At 59.2% G+C, this 12,759-nt stretch carries 11 protein-coding genes and 1 pseudogene; 4 read left to right on the top strand and 8 right to left on the bottom strand.

What is annotated here, in order from left to right; all coding sequences use genetic code 11:
• Positions 1 to 47: 47 nt before the first annotated feature.
• Together BM261_RS02580 and BM261_RS02575 are read right to left on the bottom strand one after the other, a co-directional pair.
• The gene (locus BM261_RS02580; RefSeq protein ID WP_074894851.1) at positions 48 to 368 is read right to left on the bottom strand and encodes a hypothetical protein; all 321 of its coding nucleotides are present in this window, start codon (positions 366 to 368) and stop codon (positions 48 to 50) included.
• A 15-nt stretch (positions 369 to 383) separates the two neighbouring features.
• On the bottom strand, positions 384 to 824 hold the full coding sequence (locus BM261_RS02575) for a surface-adhesin E family protein (protein WP_070455006.1): 441 nt from the start codon (positions 822 to 824) through the stop codon (positions 384 to 386).
• 65 nt (positions 825 to 889) lie between these two features.
• Here BM261_RS02575 and recQ point away from each other — a divergent pair, with 65 nt between their 5' ends.
• Positions 890 to 2,689, top strand: coding sequence for a DNA helicase RecQ (gene recQ / locus BM261_RS02570; RefSeq protein ID WP_074894848.1), 1,800 nt, complete (start codon positions 890 to 892; stop codon positions 2,687 to 2,689).
• A 348-nt stretch (positions 2,690 to 3,037) separates the two neighbouring features.
• Here the strand turns inward: recQ and ruvC are convergent, their stop codons facing one another.
• From ruvC to prfB, 4 genes are all read right to left on the bottom strand, one after another.
• Entirely contained in the window at positions 3,038 to 3,574 is a 537-nt protein-coding gene (gene ruvC, locus BM261_RS02565) for a crossover junction endodeoxyribonuclease RuvC (RefSeq protein WP_003769346.1), read from the bottom strand.
• A gap of 54 nt (positions 3,575 to 3,628) precedes the next feature.
• Positions 3,629 to 3,964 carry a GIY-YIG nuclease family protein gene (locus tag BM261_RS02560; RefSeq protein WP_074895210.1) on the bottom strand — a complete coding sequence of 112 codons (336 nt, stop codon included), beginning with the start codon at positions 3,962 to 3,964 and terminating at the stop codon, positions 3,629 to 3,631.
• Between the two features lie 61 nt (positions 3,965 to 4,025).
• On the bottom strand, positions 4,026 to 4,457 hold the full coding sequence (locus BM261_RS02555; RefSeq protein ID WP_074894845.1) for a hypothetical protein: 432 nt from the start codon (positions 4,455 to 4,457) through the stop codon (positions 4,026 to 4,028).
• Positions 4,458 to 4,522: 65 nt separating this feature from the next.
• The gene (prfB, locus tag BM261_RS02550) at positions 4,523 to 5,626 is read right to left on the bottom strand and encodes a peptide chain release factor 2 (RefSeq protein ID WP_074894843.1); all 1,104 of its coding nucleotides are present in this window, start codon (positions 5,624 to 5,626) and stop codon (positions 4,523 to 4,525) included.
• A 292-nt stretch (positions 5,627 to 5,918) separates the two neighbouring features.
• Between prfB and BM261_RS02545 the strand changes: the two genes are divergently transcribed.
• Positions 5,919 to 6,956, top strand: a complete 1,038-nt coding sequence (locus tag BM261_RS02545) for an NAD(P)H-dependent flavin oxidoreductase (protein ID WP_074894841.1) — start codon at positions 5,919 to 5,921, stop codon at positions 6,954 to 6,956.
• 78 nt (positions 6,957 to 7,034) lie between these two features.
• Here BM261_RS02545 and aldA read toward each other — a convergent pair whose 3' ends face one another.
• The gene (aldA, locus tag BM261_RS02540; RefSeq protein WP_074894839.1) at positions 7,035 to 8,477 is read right to left on the bottom strand and encodes an aldehyde dehydrogenase; all 1,443 of its coding nucleotides are present in this window, start codon (positions 8,475 to 8,477) and stop codon (positions 7,035 to 7,037) included.
• 290 nt (positions 8,478 to 8,767) lie between these two features.
• Here aldA and msrAB point away from each other — a divergent pair.
• Positions 8,768 to 10,267 (top strand): annotated as a pseudogene (gene msrAB, locus BM261_RS02535) (bifunctional peptide-methionine (S)-S-oxide reductase MsrA/peptide-methionine (R)-S-oxide reductase MsrB); the annotation flags it as partial.
• Between the two features lie 88 nt (positions 10,268 to 10,355).
• On the opposite strand, the gene BM261_RS02530 reads toward msrAB, so the two are convergent.
• On the bottom strand, positions 10,356 to 11,993 hold the full coding sequence (locus BM261_RS02530) for an ArnT family glycosyltransferase (RefSeq protein WP_074894837.1): 1,638 nt from the start codon (positions 11,991 to 11,993) through the stop codon (positions 10,356 to 10,358).
• A 183-nt stretch (positions 11,994 to 12,176) separates the two neighbouring features.
• On the opposite strand from BM261_RS02530, the gene BM261_RS02525 reads away from it, so the two are divergent.
• On the top strand, positions 12,177 to 12,719 hold the full coding sequence (locus BM261_RS02525; RefSeq protein WP_074894835.1) for a hypothetical protein: 543 nt from the start codon (positions 12,177 to 12,179) through the stop codon (positions 12,717 to 12,719).
• Positions 12,720 to 12,759: the final 40 nt, after the last annotated feature.

Here is a 12,759-nt window from a genome sequence, read left to right as displayed (position 1 = left end):
CGTCCTGTCGGCGGAACGCGGTTTTCAGACGGCCTTCCAACGAAGGTTTAACGGCTGCCGTGCACGGCCTGCCAGGCGGCGTTCAACCGTTCGCCCGCCTGCTTCAGGGCAGAGTCGTTGGCGGCTTTCTGCTGTTGCGCTTCGGCCAGTTTTTGCGAGTAGGCCTGAACGTCGGCTTCGGCCGAAGCTTTGCGCCGCTGTGCGTCTTCGAGCCGCTGCTGGAGGTGTATCAGGCCGGCATCGGTGGAATTTTGCGCGGCAAGCGCCTGCCGGAAAGCGGCCTGCGCACTCATCAATTCGTCGCTGTTGCCGCTTGCGGCCATAGGCAGGGCGGCGGCCAATAAAAATAAGGTAATCCGTTTTTTCATGTCGTCGTTTCCTGTTTAGTGCGCGCAGACGATTTTGCGCTGCTCTTCGGTGAGGGAGTTGGGTGGAATGGCCATCGGACGGATATCGACGGCGGTGTATTTCTCGTCGGAGATGATTTTGCCCGTATCGTCGTAGAGGGTGGAGGCCGTCAGGCGGAAGGTTTTGTTGCCGCAGTGGATTTCCCAGTTGTTGATGGCGGTTTTGTAAGGCGGCACATTGATAAAGCGTTCTTCCTTCATATCGACGACGATTTTGCGGTCGCGGAAGGTAACGAGCTGGCCGTTGCGCTTGATGCTGTTTTTGTCTACCGCCAGCATGAAGTTGCCGTTATTGGCTTCGCCCATGTTGTGCCAGTCGCCGCCGGCCTGCGGCACGTTGCCGACGCTCGGACAGCCGGCCAAGATAACCAGCGGCAGGAGCAGCGCGGCGGGACGGAGGAGGTGTTTTGTGTTCATTTGCTATCCTTTCAGACGGCCTTTACAATAACGCGCCCATTATAACGGATAACGGAAACTCCGCCATGACTGCCCCGGCCGCGCTTGAAATACTGAACGATGTGTTCGGCTACCCCTCGTTTCGCGGACGGCAGGCGGAAATCGTCGAAACGCTGGCGGGCGGCAACAGCCTGCTGGTACTGATGCCGACGGGCGGGGGCAAATCGCTGTGTTACCAGATTCCCGCCCTGATGCGCGGCGGCGTGGCGGTGGTGGTGTCGCCGCTGATCGCGCTGATGAACGACCAAGTGGCCAACCTGCGCGCGGCAGGCGTGCATTGCGCGGCGGTACACGGCGGCACGCCGCCCGACGACGTGCGCCAAATCGCCGACGACATCGCCACAGGCCGTCTGAAACTGCTCTACGTTTCGCCCGAAAGGCTGGTAGGCGAACGTTTCCTGCGCTTTCTCGACCACACCGCCGTCAGCCTGTTCGCCATCGACGAAGCGCACTGCGTCAGCCAATGGGGGCATGACTTCCGTCCCGAATACCGCCAGCTCGGACTGTTGGCCGACCGCTACCCGCAAGTCCCCCGCATCGCCCTGACCGCCACCGCCGACGCGGAAACCCGCGCCGACATCAAACACTACCTCAAACTGGAAAACTCGCCCGAATTCGTCGCCAGCTTCGACCGCCCGAACATCTATTATCAGGTTGTGGAAAAAAACAACGGCAAAAAACAGCTTTTGCAGTTTATCCAAGGGCAAATGGCCGGACAAAGCGGCATCGTCTACTGCCTGAGCCGCAAAAAAGTGGACGACACCGCCGCCTTCTTATGCGAAAACGGCCTGGATGCCGTGGCCTACCACGCCGGCATGACCATGCAACAGCGCGAAGCCGCGCAATACCGCTTCACCCACGAAGACGGCCTCATCGTCGTCGCCACCGTCGCCTTCGGCATGGGCATAGACAAACCCGACGTCCGCTTCGTCGCCCACCTCGACATGCCGCAGAGCATCGAACACTTCTATCAGGAAAGTGGCCGCGCCGGACGGGACGGTCTGCCCGCCGTTAGCTGGCTGTGCTACGGCCTCAACGACTGGGTCATCCTGCGCGAACGCATCCTCGAAGGCCAAAGCGGCGAATTCCAAAAAAACATCGAACTGCAAAAACTCGACGCCATGCTGGCGGTATGCGAAACCGCCGAATGCCGCCGCGTCATGCTGCTGCGCCACTTCGGCGAACACTCCGAACCCTGCGGCCACTGCGACAACTGCCTGCACCCGCCCGTCCGCTTCGACGGCACGCTGTTGGTGCAAAAACTCCTCAGCTGCATCTACCGCGTCGGCCAATGCTTCGCCGCCGGCTACGTCATCAACGTCCTGCGCGGCAAAGCCGACGACTGGATACGGGACAACCGCCATCAGGAACTCTCCACCTTCGGCATCGGCGCCGACCTGACCGACAAAGACTGGCGAGCCGTCGTCCGCCAAAGCATAGGCCTCGGCCTGCTGCAAGTCGATTCCCAACACCACCACCGCCTGCTGCTGACCGAAGCAGCGCGCGACGTGCTGAAAAACCGCCGCACCGTCATGCTGCGCCCGCTCAAACGCGACAAAACCGCTGGACAGAAACCGAAGGAAGAATGGCTGCGCACCGAACGAGAAGAAAGGCTGTGGCAGGCATTGCGGAAATGGCGGCAGGAAAGGGCGCGGGCGGAGGAAATCCCCGCCTACATGGTCTGCGGCGACAAAACCCTGCGCGACATCGTCGAAAAAATGCCGCGCGGCTTGGACGGCTTGCGCAGCATCTACGGCCTGGGCGAGGCCAAAATCGACAAATTCGGCGATGAAATACTGGACGTTTTAGACAGCGCGGATGCCTGAAACAGTCGGGCAGCGTTTGGAACGCGACAAACCCCCTCAGGCGGCACCGGCCATCGTTCACCCATTGAATCGAAACAGGCCCGCCACCAACTGCCGCAACACCGTTCAGGCCGTCTGAAAACCGTTTTACAGCTTTTCAGACGGCCTTCGGTTGTTCGACCTGAACGTTTTAAGATGCAGGGTATCCAACAACCATCGCCAAACCATTCCACCGTACCGTCCGCGCGACAACCGTGCATAACAGAATCGGCGAAGCAGTTTTGTGCCATTGCATAATGTTTAAGGCCGTCTGAAAACCGTTTTTCCGGCTTTCAGACGGCCTTTATCTGCCTGTCGGCGCGGCCTGAATTATTGGAAACGGCCGCGCTTCACCTGCAAGCCGTCGGGGTTCAGGCGCGCGGCCAAACCCTGATTGCGCAGGGCGTGAGTCAGGGCGACGGCCAGCCCGTCGGCGGCATCGGCCTGCGGCGTGCCCGACAGCCCCAGCATCCGCACCACCATATCCTGAACCTGCTCCTTGGCCGCCTTGCCCTGCCCGACCACGGCCTGTTTGACCTGCAGGGCGGTGTATTCGTATACCGGCAGGCCGCGCATCACCAAGGCCGCCACCGCCGCCCCGCGCGCCTGCCCCAGCATCAGGGTGGCGGCGGGGTTCACATTGACGAACACCTGCTCCACCGCCGCCTGCTGCGGTTTGTAGCAGGCGATGATTTCGCCGATGTTTTCGACGATGATGCCGATGCGTCCGGCCAATTCGTCGCCGGGTATGGTTTTGATGCAGCCGGAGGCAACGTAAAAATGCTCGCGCCCGACCACGTCGATGATGCCGAAGCCGGTGATGCGGCTGCCGGGGTCTATACCTAAGATACGCAGTGGTTTGTTCATAAATGGTTTTTTAACAGGGAATCGGCGGCAGGACAAAAAGGCCGTCTGAAAGTTTCAACCGCCCCCTCCTTCCGCACGGCACAACGGCATGCTTTGCCGCCACAAGGCGGTTTTGCGCGTTTTGGGCAGTTTTTTGATGCCGGCCTCCAGCCTTTGCGCCTGCGCCCTGTCCAAACCGTCGGCGGCCAGCCTCATTTCGAGCGGTTTGTGCATACGGGTGTAGCGCGCGCCGCGTCCGGCCAGATGGGCGGCAAAGCGTTCGGCGGGGCGGTTGCTGACGCCGCAGTAGAGCGAACCGTTTTGGCACAAAACCAGGTAAACACTCCAATCGCCGCCCGCCTCCGTTTCGGGTTGCAGGGCGGAAAATTCTTCGGGCAGGTGGATGTTCATCAGGGGCATGACGAGGCCGTCTGAAAAATGTTTTTCAGACGGCCTCTCCGGTTTTCAAGCCTTACAGGCGGTTGACCGGCAGCGGTACGACTTTGCCGTCCACCAGGCCGAACCACCAGTAGCCTTTGCGGTTGGGGTCGGTGGCATGGTCTACGCGGCAGAAGGCGAAGGCTTTGTTGTTGATGCAGCCGAAGTTATGCGGCTGCCAGCTGTCGGGCAGGTTTTTTTTCCAGCGGGAAACTTCGCCTGCGGAGGATGCGACCAAACGGCATTCGCCCGTGCCTTGGCAGACGGGCTGCCACTGCCCTCCTCCTTCGCGGCCGTTCATAATCCACTGTTTGCCCTTCAGGACGAACTGCATCTGCATCGGCGTGGGGTTTTCGTCTTTGTCGAGCAGGACGTATTCGCCTTGGTCGCTGCTGCCGAGCGGGGCGGCGGTGGCGGCCATCGGGGCGGCCAGGAGGCCGAGTACGATGAGGAGCGTTTTAGTCATAAGGTTTTCCTTTCTTGGGATGAAGGCCGTCTGAAAAGCGGCGGTGCTTTCAGACGGCCTGAAATTTACACGCCTTGTTTCAGGCTGGCTTCGATGAAGCCGTCCAAATCACCGTCCAATACGGCTTTGGTGTTGCCGACTTCGTAGCCTGTGCGCAAGTCTTTGATGCGCGAGGAGTCCAAGACGTACGAACGGATTTGGCTGCCCCAACCCACATCCGACTTGCCTTCTTCCAATGCTTGTTTTTCTTCGTTGCGTTTGCGCATTTCCAATTCATACAGTTTGGATTTCAACATTTCCATCGCAGCGGCTTTGTTGGCATGTTGCGAACGGTCGTTTTGACATTGCACCACAATCCCCGTCGGCTCGTGGGTAATACGCACGGCGGAATCGGTTTTGTTGATGTGCTGACCGCCCGCGCCCGATGCGCGGTAGGTGTCGATGCGCAAATCGGCGGGGTTGATTTCGATTTCGATGGAATCGTCGATTTCGGGGTACACGAACACGGATGAGAACGACGTATGGCGTTTGTTGTTCGAGTCAAACGGCGAGTAGCGCACCAAGCGGTGAACGCCGGTTTCCGTGCGCAGCAAGCCGTAGGCGTATTCGCCTTCCACGCGGATGGTGGCGCGGTTGATGCCCGCGATTTCGCCGTCGTCTTCTTCGAGGATTTCGATTTTGAAGCCTTTGCGCTCGGCGTAGCGGCTGTACATGCGGAACAGCATACCCGCCCAGTCTTCCGCCTCCGTACCGCCCGCGCCTGCGGTGATGTCGATAAAGCAGTTGTTCGGGTCGGCGGGCTGGTTGAACATCCGTTTGAACTCCAAATCCGCCATCTGTTTTCCCAGTCCCGCCACGTCTTCCTGCACGGCGGCGAAACCTTCTTCGTCGTTTTCTTCAACGGTCATTTCAATCAGCATTCGGTTGTCTTCGATGCCTGATGCGATGTTGTCGAGCGTCAACACGATGCCTTCAAGGATTTTGCGCTCTTTGCCGATTTCTTGGGCGCGTTTGGGGTCGTTCCACAGCTCAGGGTCTTCGGAAAGGCCGATGACTTCTTCCAATCGGTCTTTCTTGCCCTGATAGTCCATATAAACGCGGATGTCTTCGCTGCGCTTTTCCAAATCGTTTAACGCATTGTTGAGCTGGTTGATTACTTCGGCTTCCATAATGTTCTTTGTGTAGGATTAAGCGGCGTATTTTAATGGATTTGCCGCCGTTTAGCCATTGCGGGCGGAGAGAGGCCGTCTGAAAAGCGGGAAACGGCTTTTCAGACGGCCTTATGCTATGCTTGCGCCCTTGTGTTATAGCTGACATACAGAAAAATTTAATCAGTTAAAATAAGGAATGCCGCCCTACCATTTCAGGGCATACGGGCATGGATCGGTCGAAGCCCATCCTGCCCGTGTAACCGTTCTTTCGACTTCCAACCATACAAACCGGAAAAAAAGGAGAAACACCATGTCCGCAATCCTCGCCTCCCTTCGCTATCCGCTGATTCAGGCACCGATGGCCTTCGCCCACGATACCGCGCTGCCGCTGGCGGTCTGCCGTGCCGGCGCGCTGGGCTCGCTGGCCGCCGCCATGTACGGCCCGCCCGCCCTCGAACAGGCCTTGCAAACGATGCGGGACGAAGGCGGCGGCCTGCCCTACAACCTCAACTTCTTCGCCCACCGCACACCCGAAGCGGACGAGGCGCAACGCGCCGCCTGGCTGGCCGTGCTGCGCCCCTATTTCGACAAACTCGGCCTGTCGGAAGGCGATATTCCCGCCAACGGCGGCAGACGGCCGTTTGACGCGGACGCACTGGCTTTGCTGGAACGCTTCCGCCCGCCGGTGGCCAGTTTCCATTTCGGCCTGCCCGCATCGGATTTGCTCTCGCGCGTGAAAGCCGCCGGCTGTGAAGTGTGGGCGAGTGCGACCACGGTGGAAGAAGCCTTGTGGCTGGAGGCGAACGGCGCGGACGTCGTCATCGCCCAAGGCTGGGAGGCCGGCGGCCACCGGGGCTGGTTTTTAAACCGCGACCCCGCCTGCCAAAGCGGCCTTTTCGCCCTGCTGCCCGCCGTCTGCCGGGCGGTGAACCTGCCCGTCGTTGCGGCGGGCGGGATTGCCGATGCCGATGCCGTTCGCGCCGCTTTGGATTTGGGTGCGGCGGCGGTTCAGGCGGGAACGGCCTTCCTGCTGGCCGACGAAGCCCTGACCAAACCCGCCCACCGCGCGGCCATCCAATCCGCACGGCCGGAAGACACCGCCGTCACCAACCTGTTCAGCGGCGGCGCGGCGCGCGGCATCGTCAACCGTTTCATGCGCGAAGCCGGCCCGATGAACGAATCCGCCCTGCCCTTCCCCTTGGCGGGCGCGGCGGCAGGCGCGTTGAAGGCGGAAGCGGAACGGCGCGGCTGCTTTGATTTTTCGCCGTTTTGGGCGGGACAGGGCGCGGGCAGGTGCGTCCCCGGCAGTGCGGCCGACATTGTCGCCCGTTTGTGCGCCCGCCTGTAAGCGAACATAAAGAGGCCGTCTGAAAAACCTTGTTCCGGTTTTTCAGACGGCCTTTTATATCAACCCATCAAGGCGTTATCAAATATTGGTTTCCAGATAAACGACTTGGGTTTGCAGATATTCTTCCAAACCGTGTTTGCCGTCCGCGCCGCCGATACCGGATTTTTTCCAGCCCGCGTGGAAGCCCTGCATGGCTTCGAAGTTTTCGCGGTTGATGTAGGTTTCGCCGAATTGCAGGCGGCGGGTGACGTAGAAGGCTTCGTTCAGGTTGGTGGTGTACACGGAGCTGGTCAGACCGAATTCGCAGTCGTTTGCCAAGGCGATGACTTGGTCGAGTGTGTCGAAGGTGGCAACAGGCAGGACGGGGCCGAAGGTTTCTTCCTTCATGATGTCCATGTTGTTGTCGGTGTCGGTCAGCAGGGTCGGCTCGAAGAAATAGCCGCGTCCTTCGGCGCGTTTGCCGCCGCAGACCAGCGTCGCACCTTGTTTGACGGCGCGTTCCACTTTTTCGGCAACGGCTTTGACGGCGCGCTCTTCAATCAGCGGACCCATTTCCAGCGCGCCTGCTTCGGCTTCGGCAGGGTTGCCGTAGCGTACGCCTTTCATGGCGGCGGTCATTTTTTCAATGAACGCGTCTTTCAGGCTGCTGTGGACATAGACGCGCTCGGCGCAGTTGCAGATTTGACCGGTGTTGCCGACGCGCGAAGCCAAGATGGATTTCACTGCCAAGTCCAAATCCGCGTCTTTCAAAACGATGGCGGGGGCTTTGCCGCCGAGTTCCAGCGAGACTTTGGTGATGTTGGCGGAAGCGGCTTCCATCACTTGGCGGCCCGCTTCGACGGAGCCGGTCAGACTGACCATATCGACTTGCGGGTGTGCGGACAAGGCGTTGCCGATTTCCGCGCCGGGACCGTTTACCACGTTGAACACGCCTGCGGGCAGTCCGACCGCATCGACGATTTCGGCGAAGATGTGGCAGTTGATCGGGGTCACGCTGCTGGGTTTGACGACGATGGTGTTGCCCGTGACCAAAGCGGGGCCCATTTTGCGGGCAATCAGGAAGAAGGGGAAGTTCCACGGCAGGATGCCTGCCACGACGCCCAGCGGACGTTTGAACAATAAAATGTTTTCGCGCGGGCGGTCGCTTTGGATGATTTCGCCTTCATAACGGCGCGCCCATTCGGCTTGGTAATCGAGATAGTCGGCGGTGAACATGACTTCCACGCGTGCCAAGTCTTTGGTTTTACCGCCTTCGGCAACGATGGTGTCGGTCAGCTCGTCGGCGCGTTCGCGTATGCCTTGGGCGATTTTGCGCAAATACGCGCCGCGTTCGATCGCAGGCAGCCGCTCCCATGCCGGTTGCGCCGCACGCGCCGCCGCTACGGCGCGGTCAACGTCTGCTTTGCCGCCTTTGGGTTCGCGGGCGATGGTTTCTTCGGTGGAAGGGTTCAATACGTCGCGCCATTCGCCGTTGAAATCATTTTCAAAGCGTCCGTTGATGTACATGGCCAATTGTTTCATTTAGGGTTCTCCTGTTGTTGTAGTCGGATGTAGCGAGTGTATGCTTTTTACGCCGCAACTGCAATGGACAGGCCGTCTGAAAATGCAGTTTTGACAAGATGAAAATTTATTTTTCAGACGGCCTTTTACTTTTTTATGTGCAAGGCTGTAAGATTAGGCGCCTGCCGCCGTCTAAACATCATCTGTTGTAATGTAAACAAAAGGAGTGAAAGATGGAAAATCAGAAAAAATCGGGTTGGAAAATCGCCCTACTGACGGGTGTGGCCGTGGCCGGCGCGGCCTTCCTGCTGCCCCACACCGTTCCCGCAGAGGCCGCGTCCGTGCCGAAAATGTTATCCGAACTGAAAACGCCGCAAGGCCGCCCCGCCGGTGTTTATTTGAAAAAAGACAAACCGACCCTGATTAAATTCTGGGCGAGCTGGTGTCCTTTGTGTTTGTCCGAATTGGGGCAAACCGAAAAATGGGCGCAGGACAAGCGGTTCGGCTCCGCCAACCTGATTACCGTCGCGTCCCCCGGCTTTCTGCACGAGAAAAAAGACGGCGACTTCCAGAAATGGTATGCCGGTTTGAACTATCCCAAGCTGCCCGTCGTGACCGACAACGGCGGCACCATCGCCCAAAGCCTGAATATCAGTGTTTATCCCTCGTGGGCGTTAATCGGTAAAGACGGCGACGTACAGCGCATCGTCAAAGGCAGCATCAACGAAGCGCAGGCATTGGCGTTAATCCGCGACCCGAATGCCGATTTAGGTCGTCTGAAAAACGCGTTCTACAAACCCGACACACAGAAAAAGGATTCAAAAATCATGAACACGCGCACCATCTACCTCGCCGGCGGCTGCTTCTGGGGCTTGGAAGCCTATTTCCAACGCATAGACGGCGTGGTTGACGCCGTATCCGGCTACGCCAACGGCAAAACGAAAAACCCGAGCTACGAAGATGTATCCTACCGCGACACGGGTCATGCCGAGACCGTCAAAGTCACCTACGATGCCGACAAACTCAGCCTTGACGACATCCTGCAATATTATTTCCGCGTCGTTGACCCGACCAGCCTCAACAAACAAGGCAACGACACCGGCACGCAATACCGCAGCGGCGTATACTACACCGACCCCGCCGAAAAAGCCGTCATTGCCGCCGCCCTCAAACGCGAGCAGCAAAAATACAAACAGCCCCTCGTCGTCGAAAACGAGCCGCTGAAAAACTTTTACGATGCCGAGGAATACCATCAGGACTACCTGATTAAAAACCCCAACGGCTACTGCCACATCGACATCCGCAAAGCCGACGAACCGCTGCCGGGCAAAAGCAAAGCCGCCCCGCAAGGCAAAGGCTTCGACGCGGCAACATATAAAAAACCCGGCGATGCCGAACTCAAACGCATCCTGACCGAAGAGCAATACCAAGTTACCCAAAAAAGCGCGACCGAATACGCCTTCAGCCACGAATACGACCATCTGTTCAAACCCGGCATTTATGTGGACGTCGTCAGCGGCGAACCCCTGTTCAGCTCCGCCGACAAATTCGATTCCGGCTGCGGCTGGCCGAGCTTCACCCGCCCGATTAACGCCGCCGCCATTACCGAACACGACGATTTCAGCTACAACATGCGCCGCACCGAAGTGCGCAGCCACGCCGCCGATTCGCACTTGGGACACGTCTTTCCCGACGGCCCCAAAGACAAAGGCGGCCTGCGCTACTGCATCAACGGCGCAAGTTTGAAATTCATCCCGCTGGAACAAATGGACGCGGCAGGCTACGGCGCGTTGAAGGGCAAAGTGAAATAAGCGGAATAAAACGTTTGAACGGAAAGAGGCCGTCTGAAAAACAGTTTTCAGACGGCCTCTTTCTGCCCATTCAATCTGTCTGTCCGCTTCACAAACGTTGCAGCAAAAGGAAACGTTCGTTTTTATTGCGCGGCCTGCCGCCCTGCCAAACCTCGCGCCAGCCTGCGGGCACGGCCGCATCGGCATTGGCCTGTATCAGCCGGTAGCCGCAAGCCGATTCGCCGACTTCGAAGGGCAGGCTGCCGTATTCGCGCCACGACACGCGGGCAAGGACGGCCGTTTCGTCTATGCTGAAGCAGGCACGGCGTTCGCGCAATTCGGCAGGAGCGGCGGCTTCCATACGCGCCACCACCGGGCGGTAACTTTTGGCCGCATCCAGCCAAGGCAGAAACAGCGTCATCAGCAAAGCCCACACCAGCGTCATGCCTGCCGCCCAATTGGTGACCGCCTGCCGCCCCTTCACATTTTTGCGCGTAACCGCCCACAGCCACAACGGTGTGAACAACAGAGCTGTCAGCATGGGCACAACATCAAACTCGGGCGTGTAATACGGGCTGAAATAAGCCGACCGTTCGGCCAGTTTGGCCGGCCAGCCGAAATTCATCGCCGAAAAACCAATCCAAAGGAACACCGCCAACAGGCCGAAAATCATAATGCCGAACCAGTTGAAAAACGCCGCCGCGCCGCGCCGCAGGCTGTCGAGACGGCACGCGCCGAGCACGGCCAAAGGCGGCAGCAGCAGAATCAGATTGTCGGCATGGGTTTGCGGCGCGACACTCAACAGCAGCCCCACCGCTGCCAACCACAACACCGTCGGTCCGCCCCAGCTTTCGCTTAAAAAACGGCGGCGGCTGAAAGTCCACAACGCCAGCGGCCAGGCGGGAAAGGCGAACCACAACAGGTTTTTCAAATAATAGGGCAGGCTGAAGGCGGCGGAAAAAGTTGCCAAACCGCCGAAAACACCGAAAACATGATGGTTCAGCCACCCTGAAAACGCCTCGGGCGAAACCTGATACAAAGCCAGCGGATACACGGCGGCCAACGGCACGGCCAAAGCAAAGGCGGCAGCCAGCGAAACGGCGAAACGGCGGCTCCGCCAAACGGGAAACAACGGCAGCAGGCAGGCGGCCAGCATCAATGCCGCCATAACCGCCCAACCGGCCGACACCGACAGCAACGCCCAGCCGCAGCCCAGCAACAGCGCGGCAAAAATTGCCCGCCGGCGCGCCACCGCCAAGCCGTACAGGCACAAACCCGCGGCGGCAAACTGCACCGACGCGCCGCCGAGCAGGTGGCCGCCGGTTATCAGGCCGGCGCAGCCTATCAGTATCAGCACCACGCTGCGCCCCTGATGCCGTCCCGCCAGATGGAAACCCGCCATGCCGCAGGCCGTCAGGCCGACGGCGGTAAACAGCACACTGGCCAACCGCATCGCCGAATAGGCATCCGTCAGCCAAGGCGACAGCAGCCGGCGACACCACGCCGCCAGCCAAACGTAAACAAACGGCATTCCGCCATCCTGCCTGCCCGGCACTTGCGGCTGCAACCAACTGCCGCCCGACAATACGCCGTTTACCGCCTCGTTAAACCAAATTTCGTCTGGCTTCCACAAATCGTGCGAAAACACGCCCGGCCAGAGCCAGGCAAACGCCAGCAGCAGCAATATCCACGGTTTTTCGCGCGTAGGCGGCGCAGCGCGCATCTCCGGCGGGGTATAGGTCAGCATAAGAATCGGTTTCCGGTAAAAGTCGGGCGGTAGTGTAACAAAATTGCGCCCCTTAGGCATGGCATGACGGGGAGGCCGTCTGAAAAACAACCGCACGCCCGTCCTGCCTGCCGTTTTTTTCAATCCATGCTTAATCAGGCAGGGGCTTTCTGCTACACTGCCCGCCCTTGACGGAGCAAAGACATGATGCGTTTCCCTTTTTTACTGCCGGTATGGATTGTACTGGCCGACATGATTTACACCTTCGTACTGAACGTGATGCAAAGCGTCGCTTCGGGGCAGAAAAAAGCACTGCCCGCAGACGGCCTGCCCGTATCGCCCGACATTGTTTTTTCCGGCCTCCAAGTCGTCGCCAACGGCGGCATGGTATTGTGCATCGGGTTCGGCCTGCTGATGCTGCTGAGGCTCGACCGCTCCGTGGCTCGCGGCAAAGCCATGCCCGTCGGCGTATTCGCCACACTCGGCCTCTTGGCCGTACTGGCCTTTTCCCTTGCTTCAGTGTGGCAGTGGGGCTGGGCCCTGCTGCGGCTGGCCGGCGGTGAAGCGGCCATATCGTTCGACAACCCGCGTTATCTGCTGGTCGCCGCCTGCCAGCCCTTCATCGCCCTATTCTGCCTCTACCGCCTCTTCGGCTGGTACCGTTTGGCGAAACGCGGGCAGCTTGCCGCGCATGGCGACGGCAGCGATACGGCTTTGACCGGCACAAACCAACATGAAAGTTTCTGATTGCTCAAACTCAACACCCGAAGCGCATTGAAAACACAAA

This window comes from Neisseria elongata subsp. elongata (assembly GCF_900113545.1).
Lineage (GTDB): Bacteria > Pseudomonadota > Gammaproteobacteria > Burkholderiales > Neisseriaceae > Neisseria > Neisseria elongata.
The sequence above is the reverse complement of the archived record's forward strand: the minus strand, read 5'-3'. Positions and strand labels throughout refer to the sequence as shown.